This window comes from Nonomuraea sp. NPDC026600, assembly GCF_040638335.1.
Lineage (GTDB): Bacteria > Actinomycetota > Actinomycetes > Streptosporangiales > Streptosporangiaceae > Nonomuraea.
Map to the genome: position 1 here is coordinate 107,725 of NZ_JBEZYD010000035.1, position 26,075 is coordinate 133,799.

Annotated in this window: 27 protein-coding genes; 12 read left to right on the forward strand and 15 right to left on the reverse strand. The window is 70.3% G+C overall.

Features of this window, described 5'->3' with window-relative positions; all coding sequences use genetic code 11:
- Nucleotides 1–40: 40 nt before the first annotated feature.
- Together AB0F17_RS50120 and AB0F17_RS50125 are read right to left on the reverse strand one after the other, a co-directional pair.
- Entirely contained in the window at nucleotides 41–1,534 is a 1,494-nt protein-coding gene (locus AB0F17_RS50120; RefSeq protein WP_358038996.1) for a DUF885 family protein, read from the reverse strand.
- Nucleotides 1,535–1,590: 56 nt separating this feature from the next.
- The gene (locus AB0F17_RS50125; RefSeq protein WP_358038998.1) at nucleotides 1,591–2,958 is read right to left on the reverse strand and encodes a pyridoxal-dependent decarboxylase; all 1,368 of its coding nucleotides are present in this window, start codon (nucleotides 2,956–2,958) and stop codon (nucleotides 1,591–1,593) included.
- Between the two features lie 63 nt (nucleotides 2,959–3,021).
- Here AB0F17_RS50125 and AB0F17_RS50130 point away from each other — a divergent pair, with 63 nt between their 5' ends.
- Together AB0F17_RS50130 and AB0F17_RS50135 are read left to right on the forward strand one after the other, a co-directional pair.
- Nucleotides 3,022–3,495 carry an Lrp/AsnC family transcriptional regulator gene (locus AB0F17_RS50130; RefSeq protein ID WP_358039001.1) on the forward strand — a complete coding sequence of 158 codons (474 nt, stop codon included), beginning with the start codon at nucleotides 3,022–3,024 and terminating at the stop codon, nucleotides 3,493–3,495.
- 36 nt (nucleotides 3,496–3,531) lie between these two features.
- Nucleotides 3,532–4,275: an N-acetyltransferase gene (locus AB0F17_RS50135; protein WP_358039004.1), complete on the forward strand. Its 744-nt coding sequence runs from the start codon at nucleotides 3,532–3,534 to the stop codon at nucleotides 4,273–4,275.
- 8 nt (nucleotides 4,276–4,283) lie between these two features.
- Here AB0F17_RS50135 and AB0F17_RS50140 read toward each other — a convergent pair whose 3' ends face one another.
- From AB0F17_RS50140 to AB0F17_RS50150, 3 genes are read right to left on the reverse strand one after another with little or no spacing between them, the layout of a single operon-like run.
- Entirely contained in the window at nucleotides 4,284–5,042 is a 759-nt protein-coding gene (locus AB0F17_RS50140) for an MBL fold metallo-hydrolase (protein ID WP_358039007.1), read from the reverse strand.
- A gap of 37 nt (nucleotides 5,043–5,079) precedes the next feature.
- Nucleotides 5,080–5,661 carry a TetR/AcrR family transcriptional regulator gene (locus AB0F17_RS50145; RefSeq protein WP_358039009.1) on the reverse strand — a complete coding sequence of 194 codons (582 nt, stop codon included), beginning with the start codon at nucleotides 5,659–5,661 and terminating at the stop codon, nucleotides 5,080–5,082.
- A gap of 15 nt (nucleotides 5,662–5,676) precedes the next feature.
- Nucleotides 5,677–7,182, reverse strand: a complete 1,506-nt coding sequence (locus AB0F17_RS50150; RefSeq protein WP_358039012.1) for a succinic semialdehyde dehydrogenase — start codon at nucleotides 7,180–7,182, stop codon at nucleotides 5,677–5,679.
- Nucleotides 7,183–7,256: 74 nt separating this feature from the next.
- Between AB0F17_RS50150 and AB0F17_RS50155 the strand changes: the two genes are divergently transcribed.
- Together AB0F17_RS50155 and AB0F17_RS50160 are read left to right on the forward strand one after the other, a co-directional pair.
- Nucleotides 7,257–9,494, forward strand: a complete 2,238-nt coding sequence (locus AB0F17_RS50155; RefSeq protein ID WP_358039015.1) for a protein kinase — start codon at nucleotides 7,257–7,259, stop codon at nucleotides 9,492–9,494.
- Nucleotides 9,495–9,532: 38 nt separating this feature from the next.
- Nucleotides 9,533–11,488: a beta-propeller domain-containing protein gene (locus tag AB0F17_RS50160; RefSeq protein WP_358039018.1), complete on the forward strand. Its 1,956-nt coding sequence runs from the start codon at nucleotides 9,533–9,535 to the stop codon at nucleotides 11,486–11,488.
- Between the two features lie 54 nt (nucleotides 11,489–11,542).
- Here the strand turns inward: AB0F17_RS50160 and AB0F17_RS50165 are convergent, their stop codons facing one another.
- Nucleotides 11,543–13,273: a glycerol-3-phosphate dehydrogenase/oxidase gene (locus AB0F17_RS50165; protein ID WP_358039021.1), complete on the reverse strand. Its 1,731-nt coding sequence runs from the start codon at nucleotides 13,271–13,273 to the stop codon at nucleotides 11,543–11,545.
- Between the two features lie 249 nt (nucleotides 13,274–13,522).
- Nucleotides 13,523–14,293: a DeoR/GlpR family DNA-binding transcription regulator gene (locus AB0F17_RS50170; protein ID WP_358039023.1), complete on the reverse strand. Its 771-nt coding sequence runs from the start codon at nucleotides 14,291–14,293 to the stop codon at nucleotides 13,523–13,525.
- A gap of 128 nt (nucleotides 14,294–14,421) precedes the next feature.
- On the opposite strand from AB0F17_RS50170, the gene AB0F17_RS50175 reads away from it, so the two are divergent.
- Genes AB0F17_RS50175 through AB0F17_RS50190 form a run of 4 tightly spaced genes read left to right on the forward strand, consistent with a single transcriptional unit; the run spans nucleotide 14,422 to nucleotide 18,184 of the window.
- On the forward strand, nucleotides 14,422–15,294 hold the full coding sequence (locus tag AB0F17_RS50175; protein ID WP_358039026.1) for an SIS domain-containing protein: 873 nt from the start codon (nucleotides 14,422–14,424) through the stop codon (nucleotides 15,292–15,294).
- A complete protein-coding gene (gene nagA / locus AB0F17_RS50180) occupies nucleotides 15,291–16,424 on the forward strand; it encodes an N-acetylglucosamine-6-phosphate deacetylase (RefSeq protein ID WP_358039028.1) in 1,134 nt (377 codons plus the stop codon). The genes AB0F17_RS50175 and nagA overlap by 4 nt, the downstream gene beginning before the upstream one ends.
- Nucleotides 16,424–17,326, forward strand: coding sequence for a 1-phosphofructokinase family hexose kinase (locus AB0F17_RS50185; RefSeq protein ID WP_358039031.1), 903 nt, complete (start codon nucleotides 16,424–16,426; stop codon nucleotides 17,324–17,326). Before nagA ends, AB0F17_RS50185 begins: the two co-directional genes overlap by 1 nt.
- A 33-nt stretch (nucleotides 17,327–17,359) precedes the next feature.
- Nucleotides 17,360–18,184, forward strand: a complete 825-nt coding sequence (locus tag AB0F17_RS50190; protein WP_358039033.1) for a class II fructose-bisphosphate aldolase — start codon at nucleotides 17,360–17,362, stop codon at nucleotides 18,182–18,184.
- 7 nt (nucleotides 18,185–18,191) lie between these two features.
- On the opposite strand, the gene AB0F17_RS50195 is transcribed toward AB0F17_RS50190, so the two are convergent.
- Nucleotides 18,192–18,626, reverse strand: a complete 435-nt coding sequence (locus AB0F17_RS50195) for a GNAT family N-acetyltransferase (RefSeq protein ID WP_358039036.1) — start codon at nucleotides 18,624–18,626, stop codon at nucleotides 18,192–18,194.
- A gap of 87 nt (nucleotides 18,627–18,713) precedes the next feature.
- On the opposite strand from AB0F17_RS50195, the gene AB0F17_RS50200 reads away from it, so the two are divergent.
- Complete coding sequence (locus AB0F17_RS50200) at nucleotides 18,714–19,283, forward strand: dihydrofolate reductase family protein (RefSeq protein WP_358039039.1); 570 nt, start codon at nucleotides 18,714–18,716, stop codon at nucleotides 19,281–19,283.
- Here AB0F17_RS50200 and AB0F17_RS50205 read toward each other — a convergent pair.
- The gene (locus AB0F17_RS50205; RefSeq protein ID WP_358039042.1) at nucleotides 19,280–19,705 is read right to left on the reverse strand and encodes a nuclear transport factor 2 family protein; all 426 of its coding nucleotides are present in this window, start codon (nucleotides 19,703–19,705) and stop codon (nucleotides 19,280–19,282) included. The genes AB0F17_RS50200 and AB0F17_RS50205 overlap by 4 nt on opposite strands.
- Before the next feature lie 109 nt (nucleotides 19,706–19,814).
- Here AB0F17_RS50205 and AB0F17_RS50210 point away from each other — a divergent pair, with 109 nt between their 5' ends.
- Nucleotides 19,815–20,555, forward strand: a complete 741-nt coding sequence (locus AB0F17_RS50210; RefSeq protein WP_358039044.1) for a TetR/AcrR family transcriptional regulator — start codon at nucleotides 19,815–19,817, stop codon at nucleotides 20,553–20,555.
- A gap of 10 nt (nucleotides 20,556–20,565) precedes the next feature.
- On the opposite strand, the gene AB0F17_RS50215 is transcribed toward AB0F17_RS50210, so the two are convergent.
- The 6 genes from AB0F17_RS50215 to AB0F17_RS50240 all read right to left on the reverse strand — a co-directional run bounded on the left by AB0F17_RS50215 (nucleotide 20,566) and on the right by AB0F17_RS50240 (nucleotide 24,241).
- The gene (locus tag AB0F17_RS50215) at nucleotides 20,566–21,246 is read right to left on the reverse strand and encodes an SDR family oxidoreductase (protein ID WP_358039047.1); all 681 of its coding nucleotides are present in this window, start codon (nucleotides 21,244–21,246) and stop codon (nucleotides 20,566–20,568) included.
- A gap of 61 nt (nucleotides 21,247–21,307) precedes the next feature.
- Nucleotides 21,308–21,685 carry a hypothetical protein gene (locus AB0F17_RS50220; protein WP_358039050.1) on the reverse strand — a complete coding sequence of 126 codons (378 nt, stop codon included), beginning with the start codon at nucleotides 21,683–21,685 and terminating at the stop codon, nucleotides 21,308–21,310.
- Complete coding sequence (locus AB0F17_RS50225; protein WP_358039052.1) at nucleotides 21,682–22,125, reverse strand: thioesterase family protein; 444 nt, start codon at nucleotides 22,123–22,125, stop codon at nucleotides 21,682–21,684. Before AB0F17_RS50225 ends, AB0F17_RS50220 begins: the two co-directional genes overlap by 4 nt.
- Nucleotides 22,126–22,128: 3 nt before the next feature.
- On the reverse strand, nucleotides 22,129–22,761 hold the full coding sequence (locus AB0F17_RS50230) for a TetR/AcrR family transcriptional regulator (RefSeq protein ID WP_358039055.1): 633 nt from the start codon (nucleotides 22,759–22,761) through the stop codon (nucleotides 22,129–22,131).
- Nucleotides 22,762–22,910: 149 nt separating this feature from the next.
- Nucleotides 22,911–23,696: a hypothetical protein gene (locus AB0F17_RS50235; protein WP_358039058.1), complete on the reverse strand. Its 786-nt coding sequence runs from the start codon at nucleotides 23,694–23,696 to the stop codon at nucleotides 22,911–22,913.
- 23 nt (nucleotides 23,697–23,719) lie between these two features.
- Nucleotides 23,720–24,241, reverse strand: coding sequence for a SigE family RNA polymerase sigma factor (locus tag AB0F17_RS50240; protein ID WP_358039061.1), 522 nt, complete (start codon nucleotides 24,239–24,241; stop codon nucleotides 23,720–23,722).
- 120 nt (nucleotides 24,242–24,361) lie between these two features.
- Between AB0F17_RS50240 and AB0F17_RS50245 the strand changes: the two genes are divergently transcribed.
- Together AB0F17_RS50245 and AB0F17_RS50250 are read left to right on the forward strand one after the other, a co-directional pair.
- Nucleotides 24,362–24,646, forward strand: a complete 285-nt coding sequence (locus AB0F17_RS50245; protein ID WP_358039064.1) for a DUF2332 family protein — start codon at nucleotides 24,362–24,364, stop codon at nucleotides 24,644–24,646.
- Nucleotides 24,647–24,769: 123 nt separating this feature from the next.
- On the forward strand, nucleotides 24,770–26,050 hold the full coding sequence (locus AB0F17_RS50250; protein ID WP_358039067.1) for a S1 family peptidase: 1,281 nt from the start codon (nucleotides 24,770–24,772) through the stop codon (nucleotides 26,048–26,050).
- The last annotated feature ends 25 nt before the right edge of the window (nucleotides 26,051–26,075 follow it).

The window sequence follows — 26,075 nt, forward strand, 5'->3', positions numbered from 1 at the left end:
AAAGGCGAATGCGGTGCTCCAAGTGTATCGGGGGGTGAACCTAGAGGATGCTGCCGATCAGCCCCAACGGCGGCGAGCCCAGGTCGAACAGGGCCTTGTGGAAGCGCTGCAGCGTGAATCCGGTGCCCCACTCCTTGCGCGCCTGCTCGCGCAGGTCGAGGATGAGCAGCTTGCCCCAGGTGTAGCGGCCGTAGGTGGGGTCGAACGTGGCCCGTCTGGCCTCCGACAGCGCGGCCGGTCCGGCCAGGTGCGTGTCGGACGCGAAACGCCGGGCACCGTCCTCGACCGTCATCTGGCCGGTGTGCACGCCGATGGCGCAGGCCAGCCGGGTGACGCGGATCAGCGCCTCCACCCAGACGCCGATCTCGACGCGCGGGTCCTCGGCCTCGAACCCCTCCTCGACGCAGAGCTCCTCCGCGTAGTGCGCCCAGCCCTCGGCGAACGCCATCGAATGCAGCAGCCGCCGGACGTCCGACCCGGCGCGGCGCAGGGCGCGGCCGTGCGAGAAGTGCCCGGGGGCGACCTCGTGCACGTTGATCGCGGGCAGTGTGGTGTCGCTGAAGACCTCCAGCCACTCCTCGATGTCCCGCGCGGGCCAGGAGGGGTCGGGCGGGGTGATGTGGTACCAGGAGGGGCCCTCCGGCTCGCCGGGAGAGTTCCACGACATCATCGCCATCCCCCAGCGGCGCGACGGGGGCGCCAGGCCGACCAGGCACTCACCGTCGTGGTAGGGCACCAGGTCCTTCTCGCGGGTGAACGCGATGGCCTTCTCGGTGCCGATCCTGGCCGCCTCGATGACGCCGTCGGCGTCGGGGTGCTGCTTGACCAGCTCGCGTACGACGTCGATCGGCGGCTCGCCCCGCCGCCCCAGCTTGGCGCAGGACTCGGTGAGCAGGGCAATGAGCCGGTCGCGCTCGGCGTCGGCGCGCTCGGCCAGCCTGCCGAGGTCGACGGGGAGCCCCTCGGTGGCGCCCATCAGCCGGGCCAGCGCCTCGCCGCCGAGCGCCGCGTCGGGGTCGCCGACCGCCGCCGCCCGCTCGACGTGCGCGACCAGCAGGCCGTGCGCGTCGAGCGCGGCCCCGTCCGTGACATCGGCGGCCAGGCCCTGGACGGCCGCGACCAGCGACCTCGCGACAGGCGCGCTGACCCGGTCGAGCGCGGCGATCGCGTGCGTCACCGCCTCCGGCCAGAGCGCCAGGTGCGCGGCCTTGGCGGCCTCGCGCTCGGCCTCCGGCGCGTAGTCGCGGTCGTAGCAGGCCAGGTCGAGGTTCGACAGGTGGGGCAGCGGGTTGCTCCGATGCAGCTCCAGCTCGCCGAACTGGGTGCGCAGGCCGTCCTCGAAGATCCGGAGATGCGCCGAGTCGTACGGGTCGGCCGGTGCGGCGCCTTCGCCGAGCCGCGCCAGCCCGGCCCGTACGCCTTCCGGCGACAGGTCCTGGATCCTGCCGTCGTACTCATGCCTGCCGCCCGACTCTCGGGCGTCGGCCACGTTCAGATCCGTGATGGCACGGAGCCTGGGGTCGAGTTCCGTCATGTGGCCGACGCTAGCGCACACCCTTGATCTTGAGGAGTCCAGTGAGACCTGGCTCATCAGACAGTGTGCGGCGGCGTTCTGGCCTCGATCGCGTCCAGGAGGCGTTCGAGCGTGGCGTCGTCCGTGGCCGGGGCCATGACCGTGACGCGCAGGTGGCGGACGCCGTCGAGCTCCGTCGAGGTGAGGTAGAAGGCGCCGTCCGCCATGAGGCGTTCGCGCAGATCCGCCTGATCCGTGGCGCCGTACCGGAAGCAGACGATGTTGCTCTCCGGCTCGTACGGCAGCGCGAACCCCGGCCGCCGCCGGGCCAGCTCCCAGAAGCGGTGGGCGGTGGCGTACTGGCGCGAGACGTACTCGCCCAGGCCGCGCTCGCCGCGCCAGGCCAGGTTCAGGAAGATCTTGAGTCCGAGCTCGGACTTCGTGCACTCGACCGTACGGCCGATGAGGTCGAAGCCGCGCTCGCCGTAGAACAGGTAGCTGGCCTCCTGCTTGAAGGCCGCGTCGAGGTCGTTCTCCCTGCGTACGAGCACGGCGGCGGCCAGGGCGGACGTACGCAGCATCTTGTGCGCGTCCCAGATGACCGAGTCGGCCAGCTCGATGCCGTCGAGCAGGTGCGCGTGCTCCTCGGCGAGCAGGGCGGAGGCGCCGTGGGCGCCGTCCACGTGGAACCAGACGTCCCGCTCGCGGCACCATTCGCCGATGGCGCGCAGGTCGTCGTACAGGCCGGTGCCCGTGGCGCAGGCCGCCGCGACCAGCGCCATCACCCGACGTCCTGAGACATCCGGCAATTTGCTGACGTCTATGCGTCCCAGCCGGTCCGTCGCCAGCGGCACCATGGCCCGCTGACCCAGTCCCAGGATCGAGGCCGCCCGCGAGACCGAGTAGTGCGCCGACTCGGGCGCGAGGATCACCAGGTCGCCGGGCACACCCTCCTCCCAGGCCTCGGGTACGGCCCGCGCCCGCGCCGCCAGCAGCGCCGTGAGGTTGGCCAGCGAGCCGCCATGGGTGAGCACACCGCCACCCTCCGGGAAGCCCACCTTGGCCAGCATCCACCTGAGCACCTCGAACTCCACCGTGGCCGCCGCCGCGCCCATCTCGTAGATGGCCATGGGGTTGTTCGTGGCGCCGTGCACGAAATCGGCCAGCGCGGCCGGGAAGTCGGGCGAGGCGCTCTGGTGGGCCAGATAGGCGGGATGGTGCAGCCTGGTCCCCTCCGCGAGGAAGGTCCGCAGGAAGTCGCGGTAGGTCGTGGGCGTCATCCCGCCCTTGGCGATCAGCTCGCCGAGCCGCAGCCGTTCGGCCAGCTCACGGGGTGGGCGGCGGCTGATCACGGGCTCGTCGCCGCGCTGGCTCCGGTCCACGTAGGCGGCCAGCTCGCCCACCGTGATCCCGGCGGCCTCGGCGAACTCCTCGATGTTCCACATGCCGCAAATATTGGTTAATGCGATGGCGCCCGACTAGCCTTACCGAATTGGAGGCCGGTAATAGTGCATAACGCCGAACTGGATTCGATCGACCTGGCGATCCTGGCCGAGTTGCAGAAGGACGCCCGGCTGCCGAACAAGGATCTGGCCGAGCGGCTCGGCGTCGCGCCCTCCACGGCGCTGGAACGCGTGCGGTCGCTGCGCCGTCGCGGGGTGATCACCGGGTTCCGCGCCTCGGTGGACACGGCCCGGCTCGGCCGCCCGCTCCAGGCGCTGCTCGCCCTGCGCATACGGCCGCACACCAGCCGGATCGTGGACCCGTTGCGCACGTTCGTGCTGGGGCTGCCGGAGACGATCACGCTGTTCCACGTCGCGGGCACCGAGGACTACCTGGTGCACGTGGCCGTGGCCGACGCCGACCACCTGCACCGGCTGGCGCTGGAGAAGTTCCTGATCCGTACGGAGATCGTGCACCTGCACACGACCTTGATCTTCAAGACCGAGCACCAGCCCATCCAGCGACCGTCAGAAATGTGATGAGAGCCGATCGCGGGAAATGTGACAATAACCCGCATGTCACTCCGGATCACCACGCTCGCCGAGCGTCCCGAGTTCGCGCCCACGTTATGGGAGATGGACCACTCGTGGCGCGTCTTCATGTTCAACGACCCGATCGCCGACCTGTTCTACCCGGTCGCCGCGACGGACTACGCCGAATACGTGCTGGTGGCCGATGACGACGCCGAGCCCGGCCGGATGGTGGCCAGAGCGTGCATGATCCCCTTCGCGACCAGGGGCGCCGAGCTGCCCGACGACGGCTGGGACGGGGTGATCCGCCAGGGATGGCTGGCCGTCAAGCGGGATCGCCCCCTGGACGCCGTCTCCGCGCTGGAGATCACCGTCAGGAGCGACCTGCTGGGCTCGGGGCTGTCACCGCTGATGCTGGCCGCGATGCGGGACCAGGCCGCGCGGCTGGGGTTCGGCGAGCTGGTGGCGCCGGTCCGGCCGAACCAGAAGCACCTCGAACCGCACACGCCCATGACGGAGTACGCCTTCAGGTCCCGGGACGACGGCCTGCCGCACGACGCCTGGCTGCGTGTGCACGTGCGGGCGGGCGCGAAGATCGTCAAGGTCGCGCCGCGCTCGATGGTGATCCCGGGCACGCTCGACGAGTGGCGCGAGTGGACCGGCCTGCCGTTCGACCGGCCCGGTCCGGTCGAGGTCCCCGGCGCGCTCAACCCTGTGCACTGCGACGTGGCCCACGACCACGCCGTCTACGTCGAGCCGAACGTCTGGGTCAGCCACCCACTGAACTGACGTACTCCTTAAGAGAGCGTCACCCCTTCGCCCGGCTCCAGCAGGTGCACGCGGTCGCCGAGCCCGGCGAGGGACTTCACCAGCGTGTCCCGGCCCTGCGTGAAATGCCCCCAGTGCTCGAAGTGCAGCGGCACCACGTGACGGGCGCCCAGGATCTCGGCCGCCTCTGCCACGTCGTCGCTGGTCAGCGTCAGGTAAGCATCACCCACCAGCGGCGTCCGCGCCCCTCCGGCGAACAGCACCGCCACGTCCACCGCTCCGACGCGCCCCGCGATGTCCCTGACCACGTCCAGCGAGGCGTTGTCCCCGCTCACGTACACGGTCGGCAGCCCCTCGCCGCTCAGCACGAACCCGGTCACCTCGCCCACCAGGTGCTCGCTCCCGTCGGGCCCGTGCTGCGCGGGCACGCCGGTCACCCGCAGCGCACCGCCGCCGGGGCGTACGAGATCGGTGTGCGTCCAGTTCGGCAGCGCTCGGACCGGCTCGCCGATCCGCTCGGCCGCCGAGCCCGTCGACAGCACCACCGGCGCCGAGGACAGGAAGGCGCGTCCGGCCTTGTCGAGATTGTCGGGATGCTGGTCGTGTGAGAGCAGCACGGCGTCCACGGTCCCGGCGTCGCCGGGCCCGAACGCCGGTCCGGCCGTCTTGACCAGCGCCCGGTTCCCGATCGGGTAGTCACCCGGCGGGTCGAACGTGGGGTCGGTCAGCAGCCGCACCCCACCGATCTCCAGAACCGCGGTCGGGCCGCCCACGTAACGAATCTCCATGGAGATCACGACACCCGCGCCGGACGCGGTATTCCGCTCACGCGCGCAGGCCGTCGATGATCCGCCGCATGCACCGGTGACAGAGCGCGCGGAACCCGGCCTCGTCCATCGCGACGCGCCCGCTCAGGTACTGCTGGATCAGCCCCTGCATGCTCGACGTGACGGTCAGCGCCACCTCCAGCGGGTCGTCGCGGCGCAGCAGCCCGGTGCGCATCCCCTCCTCGACGACCTCGACGAGTACGGTGAACGGCGGCCCCTGCCCTTCGCGGAAGTCCTCGGGGAAACGCCGGGCCTGCGCCCAGGCGTCCGACATCAGGAACGTGTACAGGTGCGGCCGGCCGAGCGCGAAGTCGAGGAAGCCGTCGAGCAGGACGTCGATCCGCTCCTCCAGCGTGCCGGACCGCGGGAGTCGCGCCCATTCCGCGGCCAGTTCGCGACCGCTGGTGGTGGCGACTGCCCGCAGCAGCGCCTCGCGGTTCGGATAGTGGCGGTAGATGGCCATCGCGGTGACGCCGACGGCATCGCCGACCCGGCGCATGCTCACCGCCTCGGCGCCCTGCTCGACGAGGATCCGTTGCGCGACGTCCGCGATGCGGGCAGCCGTTCCCTGTTCCTTCACGTATACAACGTATACCTACTTCAGGCGCAGCCTCTTCATGGTCTTGAGGGTGGTGACCAGGACATTCGCCCATTTGTCGTACGTCATCGCGAGGGGCGGCTCGAAGCCCAGCCACGTGGCCTGCGCGGCGACGGTCTGCGCCTCGGTGTAGCGGAGCAGGCCCTCGGCGCCGTGCCTGCGGCCCAGCCCGGACGCCTTCATGCCGCCCATGGGCGCGTCATAGGAGGCGTACGCCGAGCCGTACCCCTCGTTGATGTTGACCGTGCCCGCCTTGATCCTGGTGGCGAGGGCGCGGCCGCGCGCCAGGTCGGACGTCCAGACAGAGGCGTTGAGCCCATAGATGGTGTCGTTGGCCAGCGCGACCGCCTCGTCGTCCGAGGAGAACCGGTAGAGGCCGACCACCGGCCCGAACGTCTCGTTGCGGCAGAGCCGCATGTCCTCGATGATCCCGGTGAGCACGGTCGGCTCGTAGAACAGCGGGCCGAGGTCGGGCCGGGCCTTGCCGCCGGTCAGCACCGTGGCGCCGTGGGCCACGGCGTCGTCCACGTGCGCGCTGACCGCGTCCAGCTGGCGCTGTGAGGTGAGCGAGCCCATCTGGACCGACCAGTCGTGGCCCGTGCCCAGCTTCAGTCCGGCCGTCTGCTCGGCGAAGCGCGCCGCGAAGGCGTCGAACACGGCGGTGTGCACGTACAGGCGCTCGATCGACAGGCAGAGCTGGCCCGCGTTGGTGAAGCAGGCGCGGATCGCGCCCTGGACGGCGAGGTCCAGGTCGGCGTCGTCGAGGACCACCATCGGGTTCTTGCCGCCGAGCTCCAGCGAGCAGCCGATGAGCCGCTTGGCGGCCTCCTCGGCGATCTTCCTGCCGCCCCGGGTGGAGCCGGTGAAGGCCACGTAGTCGGCGCCGTCCAGCAGCGCGTCGCCGACCTCGGCGGGCTCGCCGAGCACGACCTGCCAGACCTCGCGCGGCACCCCCAGCTCGGCCAGCAGGTCGATGGTCCACAGCGTCGACAGGGCGGTCTGGGTGTCGGGCTTGTGCACGATGGCGTTGCCCGCCAGCAGCGCGGGCACAGCGTCGGTGACGCCCAGGGAGAGCGGGTAGTTCCACGGCGTGATCAGCGCGACCACGCCCTTGGGCTGGCGCAGCTCCGTCACCCGGGTGGCCACGGGGAAGATGCCGGCGCGCCGGCGCGGGGCGAGGAGGCGGGGGGCGCGCCGGGCGAAGTAGAGGCTGCAGCCCGCCACGTCCAGCACTTCCTCGAAGGCGTGCTTGCGGGCCTTGCCGGTCTCGTTCTGGACGATGTCGAGGATCTCGTCCCTGCGGTCCAGGATCGCGTCGTGCAGGAGCAGGAACGGCCGGGCCCGCTCCGCGACCGGCCGCGCGGCCCACTCCGCCTGCGCGGACCTTGCCTTTTCATATGCCGCACGTACGTCATCCGCCCCGGAAACGGGCAGCTGAGCGAGTGGTTCGCCGGTGAACGGTGCGGTGATCTCGGTGGTCTTGCCGCTGGACGTCACGTGCATAGGAAGCAGGGTATTCCGGATCGCTACTGGCCGGTAGTTTTTGCCAATCCATGGCATGGGGTCAGAATCCCTTCATGCCAACCTTCGCGCCACTCAGACCGGGAGACCCCGAGAGGCTGGGAGGTCTGCCCCTCCTAGGCCGGCTGGGCGAAGGCGGCCAGGGTGTCGTCTACCTGGCCACAGACCCCGCGGGCACGCACGTGGCCGTCAAGTGGCTGCGCCCCGATCAGGCCGGCGACGAGGTGAGCGTGGGCCGGTTCCTGCGCGAGGTCCAGGTCGCCCAGCAGGTCGCGCCGTTCTGTACCGCCGCGGTGCTCGGCACCGGCATCGAGCACGACCGCCCGTACATCGTCAGCGAGTTCATCGAAGGCCCCTCCCTCCAGAAGGTCGTCCAGGAGGAGGGCCCGCGCACCGGCACGTCCCTGCATCGCCTGGCCATCGGCACGGCGACCGCGCTGGCCGCGATCCACCAGGCCGGGATCGTGCACCGCGACTTCAAACCGGCCAACGTGATCATCGGGGCCGACGGGGCGCGGGTGATCGACTTCGGCATCGCCAGGGCGCTCAACGCCACCTCGACGATCAGCAGCATGCCGGTGGGCACGCCTTCGTACATGCCGCCCGAGCAGGTGCTGGGCCACACCGTCGGGCCGGCCGCCGACCTGTTCTCGTGGGGGAGCACGATGGTGTTCGCGGCCTCGGGCCGGTCGCCGTTCGGCAGCGACACGATGCCCGCGGTGATCAACCGGGTGCTGAACCACCAGCCGGACCTGAGCGTGCTGCAGGGTCCGCTGCTCGACGTGGTGGCCGCGTGCCTGGCCAAGGATCCGGCGCAGCGGCCGACGGCCGAGCAGGTGATCATGCGCCTGCTGCAGCACCCGGTGCCCAACTCCGGCATGCTCGCCCAGGCAGCGGCGGCGGCCGCCCCGGCGGAGCCCTGGCGCCCGCAGCACAGCCAGCCGCCCATGACCGGTCAGCCGGGCCAGCCCTCCATGGGGCCGCCCTCCATGGGGCCACCTTCCATGGGCGGCCATCACAGCCAGCCCTCCATGCCCGGCGGGCCATCCTCGATGCCCGGCGGGCCGCCGTCGGCGCCTGGGCACCACGGCCCGCCCCCCATGGGCGGCGGGCCGCCTTCGATGCCTGGTCACCACGGACCACCTCGCGTGGGCGGATACTCGCCCACGACCGACCACCGCTCGACGCGCCCGAGCTCCTACGACCCCCGTCACCCCCCGAAGAAGAGCCGGGCGCCCATCGTCATCGGCGTGACCGTGACCGTCGCGCTGCTCGTACTCGCCGGTGTGGCCGTGATCATCAGCCAGACCAAGCCCCCGGGCTCCGCCAGGCCCACCGACCGCGTCGCGGCCTCGGCGTCCGCCAGGAAACCCAGCGCCGCACCGACGGGCGTGCCACGGACGGGCACGAAGAGACAGTTGCCGGGCGGCACCATCTCGCTGTACGAGAATGCGGCCGACCCGAGCACGCTGACCTCGTACGAGGTCTACAACAAGAAGGCCGACGACTGGATCGACTACGCCCGCAACTCCCTGCGCGGCACGTTCACGAAGTACTCCCGCAACTGGGAGTCGCTGGTCTCGCCCGACGGCCACTCCCTGGCCGGCCGCGGCCGCAACTACACCTCCGACAACTACGACTCGGTGATCATCACCGACCGGCAGTCGGGCGAGAAGACCTCGATCAAGACCGTGCGCAAGCCGCTGATCAGCAGCATCCGCGCCTGGTCGAAGGACGGCTCGAAGCTCCTGCTCAACATCGAGAAGGAGACCGGCAAGAACTGGCTCTACCTCGGCTTCGTCATCGTGGACGTGGCCGCGGAGGACGCCAAGGTGGTCACCGTGGCCGACACCTCGGTCCGTAAGACCGCCTTCGGCTGGGACGGCGACGAGGAGGGCGTGGTCAACATGTCCATCGGGCAGGGGCTGCGCTTCTTCGACACCACGGGTGAGGCCACCCGCACCCTGGCGAACATCGGCACGCTGGCCTCGGGCACGCAGGACATCTTCTCCCCCTCCGGCAAAATCTTCGTCACGAACTGCCCGAAGGGCGGCGACGGCGACCACTGCGTCTGGGACACGCGGAGCGGCGATCGGATCCGCCGGTTCACCTCCGACTGCGACAAGGTCCTCGGCTGGTACGACGAGACCCACGTCTACTGCTGGGAACAGGACAACGCCACCAGGGACGAGATCCAGGTGGTGGACTTCAAGGGCAAGCTGGTGCGCAAGTTGCTCGACATCCCCGAGAACCTTGACTTCAGCCCTGTCTTCACGGTCAATCCTGGTGGATGATCCTGAACCACCCGGCCCGCGGATCCGTCAATGAGGTCATGAAGACGCTGATCCGTACCGTCGTGGCCGGCGCGGCCCTCGCTACGGCCATCTCCGCCTGCACCTCCGCTCCGGTGGGCACGGCGCCCACGAAGCAACGCCTGCCGGCCCTGCGCCTGGTCTCCTACAACGGTTGCGACGACATGCTCGCCGGGCTCCGCGAGCACGCGGCGGGCAACGTCAGCCAGTTCGGCTTCGGCGGGGCGGTGCCCATGTTCATGACCCGTGAGAAGTCGGCGATGACCGCCGACGCCGCCCCGGAGCACTCCACGACCAACACCCACGAGGCGGGAGTGGACGAGCCCGACCTGGTCAAGACCGACGGCAACCGGATCATCACGGTCGCGGGCGGCACGCTGCGGATCATCGACACGGCCACCAGGAAGGTCACCGGGTCCCTCAAGCTCACCAAGGCCGACGAGCCCGCCTACGCCCCCGCCGACCTGCTCGTCTCGGGCGACCGCGCGCTGGTGCTCTACAGAGGGGGCGACATCATGTACAAGACGTTCGCCCCCGTCGGCCAGACCAGATACCTGCTCGTGGACCTGGCCGGCGAACAGCCCAAGCTGCTCGGCACGATCAAGCCGCAGGGCACGTACGTGGACGCCAGGATGGTCGGCTCGACCGTCAGGCTCGTCACCCGCAGCCAGCCCGACATCACCTTCCCGCAGCCGAAGGAGAACGCCTCCGAGGCCGAGATGAAGCAGGCGAACGAGGCTGCGGTACGAAAGGCGCCGCTCGACGCCTGGCTGCCCAAGATCGAGATCACGGACGCGGCCGGGACCGTCACCAAGAAGGCGGTCGACTGCGCGCGGGTCAGCCATCCGGCCGACTACACCGGCACCTCGCTGCTGACCGTGCACACCATCGACCTGGCCCAGGGGCTCACGCAGGCGGGCACCGACCCGATCAGCCTGGCGGCCGACGGCGACACGGTCTACGGCACCGGTCAGAGCCTCTACGTGACCAGCAACCCGCGCTGGTGGTGGCCGGTCCCGATGGCCGCCGTGGAGGACACGCCCCAGGCCCCCGCCACCGAGCCCGACCCGGCCGAGCCCAGCCCCTCGGCCAAGGTCACCCTCAGCCCCGAGCCCACCCCGACGGCCCCGCCCGAGGAGACCGAGGTACACCGGTTCGACATCAGCAAGCAGGGCCCGCCCTCCTACGTCGCCTCGGGCAAGGTGCCGGGACGGCTGCTGAACCAGTACTCGCTGTCGGAGTACGACGGCAACCTGCGCGTCGCCACCACGCTCAACTCCACGGACCAGAAGACCAGCGCCAGCAGCGTCTACGTGCTCAAGGCCGACACCCTGGACAAGGTGGGCGAAGTAGGCGGCCTGGGCGAGGGTGAGCGCATCTACTCGGTCAGGTTCATCGGCCCGGTCGGCTACTGCGTCACGTTCAAGCAGGTGGACCCGCTCTACACGCTCGACCTGCGCGACCCGGCCGCCCCCAAGGTGACCGGCGAGCTGAAGATCACCGGCTACTCCGCGTACCTGCACCCCGGCAACGACGGCCGGCTGATCGGCATCGGGCAGGAGGCGAGCGACAAGGGCCGGACGCTCGGCACACAGATCTCACTCTTCGACGTCAGCGACCCGGCGAACCCGCGGCGGCTGTCGCAGATGTTCCAGAAGGACTCGGGCTCCGAGGCCGAGTGGGACCCGCACGCGTTCCTGTACTGGCCCAAGACCGGCCTGTCGGTGATCCCGCTGAACACCTACTCGGAGAAGAGTGAGGAGATCGGCGCCATGGTCCTGAAGATCGACGACACGGCGGTGACGAAGCTCGGCATGATCAAGCACCCGGTCCAGCGGCAGAAGGACGCCACGTACCAGCCGAGCATCCAGCGCGCGATGGTCATCGGCGACTCGATCTGGACCGTCTCCACGGACGGCGTCCAGGTCAACGACGCGACCACGCTGGCCGAGCAGGCCTACATCCCCCTCCACTGAGCCAGTCCTCCCGCGGAAGGGGCGCCGGCCGCACAGGCCGGCGCCCCGGAAGGCTCACCGCTCCGGCGTGGCGACGGGCACGATCTCGGGGGCGCCGAGCCGGATCGCGTCGGCCTCCTGGTCGGTGTCCTGTTCCTGGGACAGGCGTTCGGCCTCGACCCGCTTGGTGAAGTACTCGACCTCGCGCTTGACCTGCTCGCCGTCCCAGCCGAGCGGCTCGGCGAGCAGTTCGGCGGCCTCGCGGGCGCTGCTCAGGCCGCGGTGGAAGGTCTCGATCGAGATGTGCGTACGCCTGCTCAGCACGTCGTTGAGATGCCGGGCGCCCTCGTGGGTGGCCGCGTAGACGATCTCCGCGCGCAGGTAGTCGTCGGCCCCGCCGAGCGGCCGGGCCAGCGACCTGTCACGGTCGATCAGCTCCAGGACCTCGTCGACGAGCGAGCCGTACCGCTGGAGCAGGTGCTCGATGCGCGCCACGTGCAGGCCGGAGGTGTCCGCGAGCCGGTGCCGGGCGTTCCAGCGGGCCTGGTAGCCCTCGGCGCCCACGAGCGGGATGCGGTCCGTACACGACTTCGGCACGCGCTGGTCGAGCCCGTGGGCGACGGCGTCGACGGCATCCTTCGCCATAACCCGATAAGTCGTATATTTTCCGCCGGCGATCATCACCAGGCCGGGGACCGGGTGCGCCACCACGTGCTCGCGCGACAGCTTCGACGTCTCCTCCGACTCCCCCGACAGCAGCGGCCGCAGCCCCGCGTAGACCCCCTCGACGTCGTCACGCGTCAGCGGCACGGACAGCACGGCGTTCACGTGGTCGAGCAGGTAGTCGATGTCGAGCCTCGACGCCACGGGATGCGCCTTGTCCAGCTTCCACTCGGTGTCGGTGGTGCCGATGATCCAGTGCCGCCCCCACGGAATCACGAAAAGTACCGATTTTTCGGTGCGAAGGATGATCCCGGTGAGCGAGTGGATCCGATCGCGCGGCACCAGCAGGTGGATCCCCTTCGACGCCCGTACATGGATCTGACCCCGGCCGCCGACCAGCTCCTGGATGTCGTCGGTCCACACGCCGGTGGCGTTGACCACCTGCCGGGCGCGTACCTCCAGCTCGGCGCCGGTCTCCAGGTCGCGCACCCGTACCCCGGTGACCCGCTCCCCCTCACGCAGGAACCCCACGACCTGCGCCCGAGGCGCCACGTGCGCGCCGTAGGTGGCGGCCGTCCGCAGCATCATCATCACGTAGCGCGCGTCATCGACCTGCGCGTCCCAGTACTGCACCGCGCCGGTGAACGCGGCCCGCTTCAACGCCGGCGCCAGCCGCAACGCCCGGCTCCTGGACAGGTGCCGATGCCCCGGCACCCCGCGCGCCAGCCCCGAGGCGAACCCCAGCGCGTCGTACAGGGCCACCCCCGCCCCCACATACGGCCGTTCCCACCCGAAGTGGGTCATCGGAAACAGGAACGGCACGGGCCGCACCAGATGCGGCGCCAGCCGCTGCAACAGCAGCGCCCGCTCCTGGAGCGCCTCTCTGACCAGCTCGAAGTTGAGCTGCTCCAGGTACCGAAGGCCGCCGTGGATCAGCTTGGAGGACCGCGACGACGTACCGGAGGCGAAGTCGCGCGCCTCCACCAGGCCCACGTCGAGCCCACGGGTGACGGCGTCGAGCACGACCCCCGCGCCGACCACCCCGCCGCCGACCACGACCACGTCGAGCTCCCGCTCCGCCATCCGGTCCAGCGCCGCGGTCCGCTCTCCAGGCCCAAGCCGGGCGATTCCCCTTCCCGCCATGACCCTCCTCTTACCCGCCGCAGCCCGTCATGCGACAAACCGCTCTCTCTTCTTGTACGGCACGCATGGGTTACCCGCCACCCGCCGACCGTGGCGAGGACCTCCAGGAAGACGGCCGCTGACCGGATCCCGGCCGGCCGCCGTCACGGCCCGCGGACGAGCGGAAACGCGCTGAGACCGCGGAAGATCAGGGAACACGATGAGACCGCGGCAGCCCACGGAACGCGCTGAGACCGAGGCGGGACCCGATCAGGCGCGGATGACCTTCACGCCCGCGTCCGTCAGCTCATTGGCGAGGCTGTCGGAGAGCTGGGCGTCGGTGACGAGCGTGTCGATCTGGTTGGTGGGACAGATGCGGGAGAACGCCCGCTTGCCGATCTTCGAGGAGTCCGCCACCACCACGACCTGTGAGGCGCGGCTGATGAGCAGGTAGTTGACGCTCGCCTCCCCCTCGTGGTGGGCCGAGGCGCCCAGCTCCACGTCGAGCGCGTCCACGCCGAGGAAGGCCACGTCGAGTGTCACCTGTTCGAGCACGCCCGAGGCCAGCGGCCCGATGAGCTCGTAGGACTGCGGCCGGGCCACCCCACCTGTGACCACGATCTTGACGTGCTGCCGGACGGTGAGCTCGGAGGCGATGTTCAGGGCGTTCGTGACGATGGTGAAGCCCGATTCCAGCGCCGGGCTGGTCGCCAGCGTGCGGGCCAGCTCGGAGGTCGTGGTGCCGCCGTTGAGCCCGATCACGGCGCCCGGCGAGACCAGTTCGGCCGCGGCGGAGGCGATGCGGTGCTTCTCGTCGGCGTGCCGCGCCGTCTTGTAGCGCAGCGGGAGGTCGTAGCTGACGCTCTGGGCGACCGCGCCGCCCCGCGTGCGCATGAGCATCTGCTGCTGGGCGAGCTGGTCGAAATCACGGCGGATCGTGGCGGTGGAGACGTCGAGCGACTGGGCGGCCTCCTCGACGGAGAGCCGTCCTTCCTGCGCGAGCAGCTCGAGAATCGCGTTCCAACGATCGTATCGGGACACGATGCCTCCCCTTTGAGATCCGTCGGGAGCAAGCGTGGCACAACCTGGCAGGTCAGGCTACCAGTGCACATTTATGCTCTGTTCTGATATAAAAACAGCAGAAACAATCAATCCTGGGGAGGCAAGTGGTGACCACCCACACCGAAGCCGAGATCGGCTCCCAGCCCGAGTGCTGGCGTCGCGCCGTCGACGACGTGCCCGCCGACGCGCTGCCCCGCCCCGGAGAGCGGGTCGCCGTGGTCGGCTGCGGGACGTCGTGGTTCATCGCGATGGCCTACGCCACGCTGCGGGAGCAGGCGGGGCAGGGCGAGACCGACGCGTTCGCCGCCTCTGAGGCCCCGGCCGGACGCGCGTACGACCGCGTGCTGGCCCTGACGCGCTCCGGCACCACGACGGAGGTGCTCGAGCTCCTGCGCAGGACCGGCGCCAGGACCACGGCCATCACCGCCGACCCCGACACGCCGGTGATGACGGCCGCCGACGACGTCATCGTGCTCGACTACGCGGACGAGCAGTCGGTCGTGCAGACGCGGTTCGCCACCACCCAGCTCGCCATGCTCCGCGCCAGCCTCGGCGAGGACCTCACCCAGGCGATCGACGACGCCGAGCAGGCCGTGTCGGCCTCGCTCCCCGACGAGCTCATCGGCGCCGAGCAGTTCAGCTTCCTCGGCACCGGCTGGTCGGTGGGCCTGGCCCAGGAGGCCGCGCTGAAGATGCGCGAGGCGTCACGGTCGTGGACCGAGGCGTACCCGGCGATGGAATACCGTCACGGCCCGATCAGCATCGCCGGCCCCGGCCGCGTCACCTGGATGCTCGGCACCGCCCCCGAGGGCCTGCGCGAGCAGGTCGTGGAGACCGGCGGCACGTTCTTCCAGACCGGTCTCGACCCGATGGCCGAGCTGATCAGGGCGCAGCGGGTCGCGGTCGCCAGGGCGTTCGCCAGGGGCCTCGACCCGGATGAGCCCTTGCACCTCACTCGATCTGTGATTCTTTCTTCATGAGCCTTACTCTTGCCGACGCCCGCATCGTGACTCCCGAGGGAGTTCACGACGGGTGGTTGACCATCGAAGACGGCCGCATCACGCACGTCGGGCACGGAGCCGCGCCCCGCGCGGGCCACGGCCTGGGCGGGCGGCACGTGGTGCCCGGCTTCGTCGACATTCACAACCATGGCGGAGCGGGCGGCTCGTTCCCGACCGGCGAACATGACGGCGCGCGTGAGGCCGTGGCGCTGCACGAGCGCCACGGCACCACGACGATGGTGGCCAGCTTGGTGACCGGCGCGCTGGACGACCTGGCCCGCGCCACGTCGTCACTGGCCGAGCTGTGCGACGACGGCCTGCTGGCCGGCATCCATTTCGAAGGCCCGTACATCTCCCGGGCTCGTTGCGGCGCCCACGACCCCGGGCTGCTGCGCGATCCCTCGCCGCAGGAGTTCGCCGGGCTGCTCGCCGCCGGACGCGGGCACGTACGGATGCTGACCATCGCCCCGGAGCTGCCCGGCGCCCTCGACACGATCCGCGCGGCCGCCGCCGAGGGCGTGATCGCCGCGCTCGGCCACAGCGACGCCACCTACGAGCAGACGCTGGCGGGCATCGAGGCCGGCGCGACCGTGGCCACGCACCTCTACAACGCGCTGCCTGCGCTCGGCCACCGCACCCCGGGCCCCGTCGCCGCGCTGCTGGAGGACGAGCGGATCACGGTCGAGCTCATCAACGACGGCGTGCACGTGCACCCGGCCATGCTGCGGCTGGCCTACGAGGTGGCCGGGCCCGCGAGGACCGCGCTGATCACGGACGCGATGTCCGCGGCCGGCATGGGCGACGGTACGTACGTGCTGGGCTCCATGGACGTGATCGTCACCGACGGGGTCGCCCGGCTGGCCGAGGGCGGCTCGATCGCGGGCAGCACGCTCACCATGGACGTGGCCTTCCGCCGCACCGTCCAGGAGGTGGGCCTGACGCTGCCCGAGGCGGTCCAGCTCACCTCCCTGACGCCCGCCCGCGTGCTGGGCGTCGCCGACACCACCGGCTCGATCGCCGTGGGCAAGGCGGCCGATCTGGTGGTCCTGTCCGACGAGCTGGAGGTCGTGGGCGTGATGAAGCGCGGGGCCTGGATCGTGGAGCCCTGATGATCCTCACCGTGACGCTCAACGCCGCCCTCGACGTCACCTACCAGGTGCCCGGCGTCGACTGGGACGGGGTCAACCGGGTCACCACCGTACACCGGCGGGCCGGCGGCAAGGGCGTCAACGTGGCCCGCGTCCTGGCCGCGCTCGGTCAGGACGTGCTGGTCACCGGCCTCGCGGGCGGCCCGACCGGCCAGGCCATCGAGGCCGACCTCCAGCGGGCCGGACTGCCGCACGCCTTCGTGGGGATCGCGGCCGACTCGCGCACCACGCTGGTCGTCGCGGACTCCCCGCGAACGGCGCTGTTCAACGAGCCGGGGCCCGAGGTCACGGCGGCCGAGTTCGGGCGCATGACCGGCCGTTTCACCGACCTGATGGCCACGGCGGAGGCGGTCGTCATCTCCGGCAGCCTGCCCAGAGGCGTGCCGCTCGACGCGTACGCGACACTGGCCGCCATCGCCGCCGAACACGGCGTGCCCGCCATCGTGGACGCCGACGGCGAACCACTGCGGCACGCGCCCGGCGGCCGCCCCTCGATCGTCAAGCCGAACGCCGAGGAGCTCGCGCGGGCCGTGCCGGAAGGCGGTCCCGAGGAGGGCGCGCAGGCGTTGCGCGGTCGCGGGGCCGAATCGGTGGTCGTGTCGATGGGCGCCGAAGGGCTGCTGGCCGTCACGCCCGAGGGGATCTTCCGGGCGCGCATGCCGTACAAGGTGGAAGGCAACCCGACCGGCGCCGGCGACTCGCTGGTCGCGGGGCTGGCGCTGGGGCTCGTGGAGCGGTCCCCGTGGCCCGAGCGGCTCACCAGGGCGGCGGCGCTGGGCGCCGCGGCGGTCGCGGCGCCCGTGGCGGGCGACTTCGACCGCGACGTCTACGCCGACATCCACCCACGCATCGTCATCGTCTGAGGAATCGTTCAAGGAATCGTTCAAGGAGTCGTCATGCCCCTCGCCCGAATCGGCGACATCGTCCGCGAAGCACCCGCGGGGGTGGGCGCGTTCAATGTGATCCAGTTGGAGCACGCCACCGCCATCGTCGCGGGTGCCGAGGCCCTGGGCCTGCCGGTCGTCCTGCAGATCAGCGAGAACTGCGTCCGCTACCACGGCGCTCTGGAACCCATCGCGCTCGCCTGCCTGGCGGTCGCCAGGGGCGCCGCGGTGCCGGTGGCGGTGCATCTCGACCATGCCACCGGACGCGCTCTGGTGGAGGAGGCGGTGGAGCTGGGGGTGGGTTCGGTGATGTTCGACGCGTCGGCGCTGCCCGACGAGGAGAACGTGGCCGCCACCGCCGACGTGGCCGCCTGGTGCCACGAGCGCGGCGTGTGGGTGGAAGCCGAGCTGGGCGAGGTGGGCGGCAAGGACGGCGTGCACGCGCCCGGCGCGCGGACCAAGCCGCACGAGGCGGTGGACTACGTGGCGCGCACCGGCGTCGACGCGCTGGCCGTCGCCGTGGGCACCTCGCACGCGATGACCACCAAGGACGCCGTGCTCGACCTGGCGCTGATCGCCGAGCTACGCGCCGCCGTACCGGTCTCGCTGGTGCTGCACGGCTCGTCGGGGGTGCCCGACGACATTCTTCGCGAGGCCGTACAGCACGGCATGAAGAAGATCAACATCGCGACGCACCTGAACAAGGCGTTCACCGGCGCGGTACGCGACTACCTGGCCGGGGACACGAAGGTGGTCGACTCGCGCAAGTACCTGCGGGCGGCCCGCGACGCGGTGGCCCGCGAGGTGACCCACCTGCTGGGCGTCCTCACGGGCTGAGCCGCCGTCATGGAAGCTGTTTGCGCATGGCCACGACCGTACGGCTGTCGCGTTCCTTGCGGCCGGTCACGACGTAGCCGAGCGACTCGTACAGGGCGATGTTGCTGGCCATTTTGACGTTGGTGTAGAGGCGCAGGGCGGGCAGGCCGAGCCGCCGCGCCTCCTGCTCGGCATAGGCGAGCAGGCTCCGGCCGATGCCCTTGCCGTGCAGGCCGGGGCGTACCGCCACGTTGTCGATGTAGAGCACCCCGTCCTCGGGGATCAGCACGATGAGCCCGTCGAGGTCGTCGCCGGTCACGTGCACCCGGCCCTCGGCGATGAGCACGCCGTAGTCGGCCTCCATGGGGCGGGGCCGCGCGCCGATGACGGCCACCCACGGCTGGTAGGCCGCCTGTACGAGCTCCTCGACCGCGCCCCTGTCCGTCTCTTTCGCAAGCCTCATGCGTCTGATGATCGCAGCCTTGACACCACTCTATCCGTAGTACTACGGTGACATCACTTCGAACTAAGTACTACAACTGGAGTGGATTTGCGAAAGCTCACCTACTATGTGGCGATCTCCATCGACGGCTACATCGCCGGCCCGAACGGCGAGTTCGACTTCTACCCTCTGTCCGACGACCTGGCCGCGTACATCCACGAGGAGGTCCCCGAAACCGTCCCCACCCACATCCGGAAGCAGATCGGCTTCGACGCCCCCAACAAGCGCTTCGACACCGTGCTCATGGGCCGGGGCACCTACCAGCCGGGCCTCGACGTGGGCGTGACCAGCCCGTATACGCACATGCGGCAGTACGTCGTCTCGACCACGACCCCGGAGATCGCCGACCCGGCGGTGGAGCTCGTCGCCGGCGACCCCCTCGCGCTGGTCCGCCGCCTGAAGGAAGAGGAGGACGGCCTCGGCATCTGGCTGTGCGGCGGCGGCAAGCTGGCGGGCACGCTGCTGCCGGAGATCGACGAGCTGATCGTCAAGATCTACCCGGTGGTGGCGGGGTCGGGCATCGCCGCCCTCGACGGCGCGTTCCGCCCGACCCTCTTCAACCTGACCGCGACGCGCACGTTCGGCAACGGCACGGTCCTCATGACGTACGCGCGCTAGGAGTTGATCGCGCTCAGCAGTTCCTCGCGGTAGTCGTCCATGTCCAGGGGGTTCCCGTAGTCCCGGGAGTGGACGATCAAGCCGTCGCGCACCCGGACGACCATGATGTAGGACCGAACGATGGGCCGCCCCGAGGCGACGAGAGAGCCGTGGATGTCGAACTCCACGACGACCACCTCGGGGTCAACGGTCTCGTGGATCAGCGCGTTGTCCGTCCGCTCCCAGCGCAGCACGCCGGCGGCGGCCTCGAACCTGGCCCGCAGCTCCTCCCGCCCCTGCGAGCGCCGGGGGATGCCGGCCGGGGCGAACGGGATCTCGATCACGACGTCGGGGGCGTACAGGTCGGCCGGCCCGCCGTCCACGGAGGCCAGCAGGAACCGCTCGACGACCTCGCGAGCGGCCAGGGGTGTGGGTACGGTCATGCGAACTCCCAGGTTTGGTAGAATCGGAACGCTCAACCCGCTTAGACGCTACGGAACGCACGTTCCGCTTGTCAATCCGGGCACCGAACCAGGCGCAGGGGAAGGCCGCATGACGAACGCCGCACGCGCGGACGCCCGGCACAACCGCGCCCGCGTGCTTGAGGCCGCCCAGGAGGCGTTCGCGGCGGAGGGCCTGTCCGTGCCGCTCGACGTGATCGCCAGGCGCGCGGGCGTCGGCGCGGGCACCGTCTACCGGCACTTCCCCAGCAAGGAGGCGCTGTTCGAGGCGGTGGTCCACGACCGGATCGAACGCCTGGCCGACGAGCTCACCGCCCTCCTGACCACTCCCGGAGCGGCGACCGGAGAGGCGTTCTTCACCGCCTTCTCCTCGACCGTCGAACAGGCCGGACTCAACAAGGCGCTCTGCGAATCCTTCGTCGCCACCCCCAAGGCCGAGGTGGCGCCGGAGGCCCGGCGGCGCTACGGCATCGCCCTCGCCGCCCTGCTCGACCGGGCCTGCCAAGCGGGAGCCGTACGCCCTGATGCCCAGATAACAGATGTCATGGCACTCATGGCGGGATGTGTCGCGATGGAGGCCCACAGCGCCACCCCCGGCAGGGCCACCACCCTCGTCCTGGACGGCCTCCGCACCGGACGTTCACCGCTGCCCACCGTAACAAAACCCGTTACGAAACCCGGCTACCGTAACGAAACCAGCGAGGAGCCCGGTCCCCCGGCCCGCTGCGAGGAGTGCGGCACCGCCATCCCCACCTCCCGCACCGGCCGCCCACCCCGCTTCTGCGGCGGCGCCTGCAGGCAGAAGGCCCACCGCCGCCGAGCCACCGGCTGACCTCGGCGGATCACCAGGCCAGAGGCTTGCCGTCACGGAAGAACCCGCCGGTCGGCCCGCCATCCGGCAGATCCACCGCCCACAGCACGCTGCGCGCCCCCTCGCCGACCGGCCGCCCACCGGGGCCGCCCATGTCGGTGGCCACCCACCCGGGGCAGACGGCGTTCACCAGGATCCGATCACCGCGCAGCTCCGCGGCCAGCATCTTGGTCAGCGCGTTGAGCGCGGTCTTCGACACGGTGTACGCCGGAGTGCCGCCGCCCATGACGGCCAGCGACCCGGCCTCGCTGGAGACGTTCACCACCCGGCCATGGCCACCGGCCCGCAACAACGGCAGTAACGCCAACGTCACCCGCCAAGCCCCCAGCAGGTTCGTCTCCAGCGCCTCCCGAACGACGCCGAGATCGGCGTTCTCGGCCCGCTGCCAGGTGTCGTAGTGGATGGCGGCATTGTTGACCAGCACATCCAGCCTGGCGTACGTCAGCCCCTCGGCCAACCGGCGCACCGACTTCGGGTCACCGACATCCAGTTGCCGAGGCACCACGGTCCCCCGCAGCCCGCGCGCCGCCTTCTCCGCCTTCGCCAGATCCCTGGCGGTCAGGACGACGGTGTCGCCCGCCCGCGCGAGCCGGCGGGCGACCTCCAGCCCAATGCCCCGATTTGCCCCGGTGACCAGGCAGACTCGATCCATTCCACGGAGCCTATCCACGCTCCGTGATCACCGTGTGCGGGTGAAGAAGTCGGTGACCGAGTCAGGAATCCGGGGTCCCGGCCGGGGAGAAGCTCGCCGTCCACAGGTCTTGGTCGGACGTGCGGATCGAGGTCGAGGTCAGTACGCCACGGCCTCGGTAGGCGCGCATGATGCGCACGTGTTCGGCCAGCCGTACGAACCCCCGCAAGGCAGCCTCATCACGCCAGACCGACACCGACCCGCATCGGCGGTCCCGCGCGTCGGTCCACAGCCACAGCCCGATCGCCCCGTCCAACTCCGGCCACAGCCGGGCCAGCCGCCATCCGGCGAAGGCCGCGCGCGGCAGGTCGATCAGGCGGTTCAGCTGGAAGTCGGTACGGCTGACCAGCACCGGATCGTCACCACGCGGCTCCGGACCGGCGATCCAACGGGACTTCAACTGGCCACCGGCTCTCTGAGCAGGAGCCCCGCCGCCTGGCGGGTCTCGGGGCTGAACGGGGTCGGGCGGAAGGTCGCCGGATCGAGGTTGACGTTCACGCGGTGCCCCTCGGCGTGCACCACGGACCCGTCGGACGACAGCACGCGGAAGCCGTACACACCGCTCGTACGACCCAGCCGCTCCATCCAGAAGTGCACGACAGGCTCGCACGCGCCCACGATCGGCGCGTGGAAGGTGATCTTGAATTCGCGTACGGCCATGAACACGTCCTGGAACGCCGACACCGACGGGTCGAAGTTCCAGCCCAGCTCGGCCCAGTAGGCGGAGATGGCGCGTTCGACCAGCAGGGTGTAGCGGGAGTTGTGCAGCAGGCCCATGGCGTCGAGGTCGTCGAAGTGCACCTGGACAGGCAGGTGGCAGCCGTCTTGCGGTGTGGTCAACGGTCAGTCCTCCGGAAGCAGCGAGGGGTCGGTGGCGTGCGCGCGCAGCCGTTGCAGGACCGCGCGGCGGGCGTAGGTGAAGGCGGTGTCGCGGTCCAGCAGCCGGGCATGGGTGACGGTCGCCTCACCGAGCGCCTCGATCTCGTACGCGAGCTGCGCGGGGTCGACGCCGGTCAGCTCGCCCAGCTCGATCGCCTTTTCCGCCTGGGTACGGAGCACGGCGAGCCAGTCGGCCATGGCCTTGGCCACCTGGGCCCGCACGGGCCCCGGCCGGTCGTCGAACTCGACCTGGGCGACGAAGAAGAAGCACCCACCGGGCAGCACCCCGTCGGCGTAGAACCGCAGCCGGCTCTGGTGCAGGGCGTACAGCCGCCGCACGCCTGGAGGGTGCTGAAAGGCGGGAGTGACCACGTGTTCGACCCACTGGCGGCGAGCCCAGTCGATGGTGTCGAGCTGGAGTTGCTCCTTGTCACGCCAGTGAGCGAAAAATCCTGACTTACTGACCCCCGCCGCCTCGGCCAGCCGCCCGAGACTCAGCCCACCGAGCCCGTCAACCGAGGCCAGGGACACGGCGTGCGTCAGGATCGCCTCCCGACTGCGCTGCCCGCGAGCTTTCCTTCCATCTTCCACGGACATGACCCTAGCATAAATAAGACCGACCGGTCGTTAATGTTACCTGCGAGGCTCCCTCGGCGGGCCCGAGTAGCCGCTGAACGCCGTGTGCCTGGGCTGGAGCCACGTCCGCTCCGGCCCAGGCACACGGTTGAGGGGTGCTGGATAGTCGGTCAGGTCGGCTTGTGGATCGGCTTGCCGAGTTGCTTGTCGGTCGGCAGCGGCTCCACCTGGTCGGCGGGCGGAGCCGTAACCGTCACCGGGGTGCCGAAGTCGTTGAAGTCCATGACGATCCGGTTACCGGTGTCGCCGAAGACGATCTCCAGACGCCGGACCCGTCCCTGGTCGTCCACGTCCACGGATCCGGTGAGGCCCTTGGCGTCGCCCAGCGAGAACGTGAACCGCCGGCCTGTCCAACCCTGGCTGGAGGCGGAGCCGCCCTCACGAACATCAGTGGCCGAACGGAGCCGCTGCAGAGCCGCCTGGGGGTCCAGCGGAGCGAGCTTGACCAGGCCGACGACCGCCGGCGCGTTCTTCAACTCCTCGTCCGGGCGCGGAGAGGCCATCCACTTCGCCTGGCCCGGCTCCCGGCTGTACATCAGGTCGCCGACGAACCGGGTTTCGCCCCCATCCCCAACCCTCGTGATCACGCCTACCCGCCGGACGGGGTCGAAGGCGCCATCCCACGCCTTGGGGCCGCTGATGCTGTGCAAACGGTAGCTCTCCTGGCCGGTGTTCTCGACGGCGGCGGCCACCTGAGCCTCCGCCGAAGACTGATTCGGCGGCAGTACCAGCACGAACGCTCCCAGCACGGCTGCGACGCCCAGCGAGGCGATCGGGACCAGAACCCGAGCCAGCCTGCGCTTCGGCAGCGTAGGCAGCGTAGGCATGAGGTCGATGCCCGCAGGCCGGTCCTCGGTGGCTTTGACGAGCAGGGCGCGGAGTTCTTTCTCGTTCATGGACGGCTCCTCGTGTTGGTGTCTCACCGGATCCCACTCCCCTCCGCCTCGTTTCGGTTGACCACCGTGTCGGACGAGATCAGCCGCCGCATCGCCTGCAGACCGCGATGCGTATGGGTTTTGACCGTCCCCGTCGAGCAGCCCATCAGATCGGCGACCTCCGTTTCGGGCAGGTCCGCGAAGAACCGCAGCACTAAAGCGGTCCGCTGCCTGACCGGCAGCTTCGCCAGCGCCTTCCGAACGTCTGCCGCCACCGCCCGGGCCTCCGCCAAGTCCGCGGGACCGGGCAGATCGGGCAGCTCTGCGCGCGGGATCTCACGGCGCCACCGGGCCCGCCACCATGACCGGTAGGTGTTGACCAGGATGCGGCGCAGGTACGCGTCGGGCTCACTGCGGGTGTCCAGCCGATGCCACACCCGGTACAACTTGCCGAGACAGGACTGCACCAGATCCTCAGCCGTGTGCCAATCCCCGGTGAGCAGGACCGCCGTTCTCAGATGGTGGTCTCCCCGGTGCCGGACGAAGTCCACGAAATCCGCGTCCACCCGGTCTCCTCTCGTCGGTGAAAGCCACCCCTGACACTCCCTGAGCCCCATCCCAGGTTGACGAGAAAGACATGGAATGTCCCGCCACGCTCTCGCGCAGGCCGGCGCTAGAGTCCGGTCATGCCGATCGCAGAGCAGTACCGGCGCTTCGCATCCATGGAGGCCCACGGCAGATCGCCGCTGTACGAGCAGCTCGCCCTCGGGGTAGCAGATGACCGCGACCTGATCGGGTTGCTGTCCGGCCTTCCCCCGGCCAAGCGGCAACCCAACCTGCTCTTCGCCGCCGCCGCCCGCCTCCCACAGCGGCCACCGGCGCACACCACCACCAACATCCTCGCGCTCGATCAACAGCCGGTCGCGTCCACCGCGCTCCACGGCGGCTGGCTCCGCTGGCTGACCACGTAGTGGGGTGGGGCCCTCGCGGCGCAAGGTCCGGGGCCACAGACTGTGCTGGTAATTGACCGCAGAAGGCAACGCTCTTCACGTGCTGTGATAACTCCCGCAATTGCCAAACACGGGGGTTAACCAATGCAGAAGAACGTCCGCTTACGCCTGACAGTCCTGGGGACCGCCTGTGCGCTGCTGCCCTTTCTGGGCACGGGGGCCGCCACAGCGCAGACCGCCATCGACGACCCGGGCCGTACGACGCAGGCCATCGACGACCCGGGCGGCAAGACGCCGACCAGGGACGAGACCGGCCCGCGCGGGGCGGTGCCCGGCGGGTTCGCCGACTGGAAGGCGCTGTTCTCGGAGCAGACCCGGCTGAACGGGGTGGCCGACCGCATCACCGAGTCGGCCGAGAGCGCCGAAGGATTCGGGGGAATCGTCGTCGCTCCGGAGAACCACGAGGTACGCCTGTACTGGCGGGGCACGGTGCCGCCGGCCGTACAGACCACGATCGACCAGGGACGGCAGACGGCTCCGGTAGCCGTACTGCCGGCCGCCTACACCAACGCGCAGCTCCTGCAGGAGGCCGAGAAGTGGGCCGAGGCCGGCCAGGCGAGCGGCGCGGCGCCTCAGCCGGACGGCAGCGGCATCCGGCTCTCGGTCTCCGGGGAGGACGCCGACCCGCAGCAACTGCAGCGGCCCGGCGGCACGACCGCGCCCATCACATTGGAAAGGGGAGAACAGTACAGCCCCGCCTACAGCAGGCAGGACGACGTCCCCAGCTACTACGCGGGCGGCCGGACCTGGAACCAGCAGTCGGGGGCGGGCTGCAGCTCGGGCTTCGCGGTCCGCGACAAGTACGGCACACCCGGGTTCCTCACCGCCGCTCACTGCGGCAATGTCTGGGACCAGTTCTACGACGGCGGCGGCGTCGGCAACCCGGCGAACTACATGGGCGAGCTGTCCTGGCGCGTCGCCAAACGTGACGCCGCGATCGTGCTCGGCGACGCGACGGCCAACGTCTTCGACGGCAGCAGCACCGCCTCCACCAGCAACAAGGTGGTGGCGCTGTGGAAGGCGTACGTCGGCAACTTCGTCTGCAACTCCGGGGCCACCCTGGGCGAGAACTGCCTCATCAAGGTGACCGAAACCGGCTGGAGCGGCACGTACACCAACGGCCAGTACGTCAAGCACATGGTCCGCGCCAGAAGCGTCGTAGGCGGCTGCGCCGTCGCGCACGGTGACAGCGGAGGGCCGGTCTACTCCTACACCAACTGGTTCGACGAGGTCGCGGCACAGGGCATCACCTCGGCGGTCAGCAAGAAGGTGTACTGCGGAGGCCTTGACGGCGGATCGGTGATCGTGTTCTCCCGCGTCTGGGACGTGGACCTGGAATTCGGCGCCAAGCTCCAGGTCTGGTAACCCTCCAGACCCCAGCGGAGCAGAG

Bases quoted from the DNA above. Each gene is read 5' to 3' on its own strand.
- AB0F17_RS50120 (WP_358038996.1), bottom strand. From the start codon at position 1,534: ATGACGGAACTCGACCCCAGGCTCCGTGCCATCACGGATCTGAACGTG.
- AB0F17_RS50125 (WP_358038998.1), bottom strand. From the start codon at position 2,958: ATGTGGAACATCGAGGAGTTCGCCGAGGCCGCCGGGATCACGGTGGGC.
- AB0F17_RS50135 (WP_358039004.1), top strand. From the start codon at position 3,532: ATGTCACTCCGGATCACCACGCTCGCCGAGCGTCCCGAGTTCGCGCCC.
- AB0F17_RS50140 (WP_358039007.1), bottom strand. From the start codon at position 5,042: ATGGAGATTCGTTACGTGGGCGGCCCGACCGCGGTTCTGGAGATCGGT.
- AB0F17_RS50150 (WP_358039012.1), bottom strand. From the start codon at position 7,182: ATGCACGTGACGTCCAGCGGCAAGACCACCGAGATCACCGCACCGTTC.
- AB0F17_RS50155 (WP_358039015.1), top strand. From the start codon at position 7,257: ATGCCAACCTTCGCGCCACTCAGACCGGGAGACCCCGAGAGGCTGGGA.
- AB0F17_RS50160 (WP_358039018.1), top strand. From the start codon at position 9,533: ATGAAGACGCTGATCCGTACCGTCGTGGCCGGCGCGGCCCTCGCTACG.
- AB0F17_RS50165 (WP_358039021.1), bottom strand. From the start codon at position 13,273: ATGGCGGGAAGGGGAATCGCCCGGCTTGGGCCTGGAGAGCGGACCGCG.
- nagA (WP_358039028.1), top strand. From the start codon at position 15,291: ATGAGCCTTACTCTTGCCGACGCCCGCATCGTGACTCCCGAGGGAGTT.
- AB0F17_RS50185 (WP_358039031.1), top strand. From the start codon at position 16,424: ATGATCCTCACCGTGACGCTCAACGCCGCCCTCGACGTCACCTACCAG.
- AB0F17_RS50190 (WP_358039033.1), top strand. From the start codon at position 17,360: ATGCCCCTCGCCCGAATCGGCGACATCGTCCGCGAAGCACCCGCGGGG.
- AB0F17_RS50195 (WP_358039036.1), bottom strand. From the start codon at position 18,626: ATGAGGCTTGCGAAAGAGACGGACAGGGGCGCGGTCGAGGAGCTCGTA.
- AB0F17_RS50205 (WP_358039042.1), bottom strand. From the start codon at position 19,705: ATGACCGTACCCACACCCCTGGCCGCTCGCGAGGTCGTCGAGCGGTTC.
- AB0F17_RS50210 (WP_358039044.1), top strand. From the start codon at position 19,815: ATGACGAACGCCGCACGCGCGGACGCCCGGCACAACCGCGCCCGCGTG.
- AB0F17_RS50215 (WP_358039047.1), bottom strand. From the start codon at position 21,246: ATGGATCGAGTCTGCCTGGTCACCGGGGCAAATCGGGGCATTGGGCTG.
- AB0F17_RS50230 (WP_358039055.1), bottom strand. From the start codon at position 22,761: ATGTCCGTGGAAGATGGAAGGAAAGCTCGCGGGCAGCGCAGTCGGGAG.
- AB0F17_RS50235 (WP_358039058.1), bottom strand. From the start codon at position 23,696: ATGAACGAGAAAGAACTCCGCGCCCTGCTCGTCAAAGCCACCGAGGAC.
- AB0F17_RS50245 (WP_358039064.1), top strand. From the start codon at position 24,362: ATGCCGATCGCAGAGCAGTACCGGCGCTTCGCATCCATGGAGGCCCAC.
- AB0F17_RS50250 (WP_358039067.1), top strand. From the start codon at position 24,770: ATGCAGAAGAACGTCCGCTTACGCCTGACAGTCCTGGGGACCGCCTGT.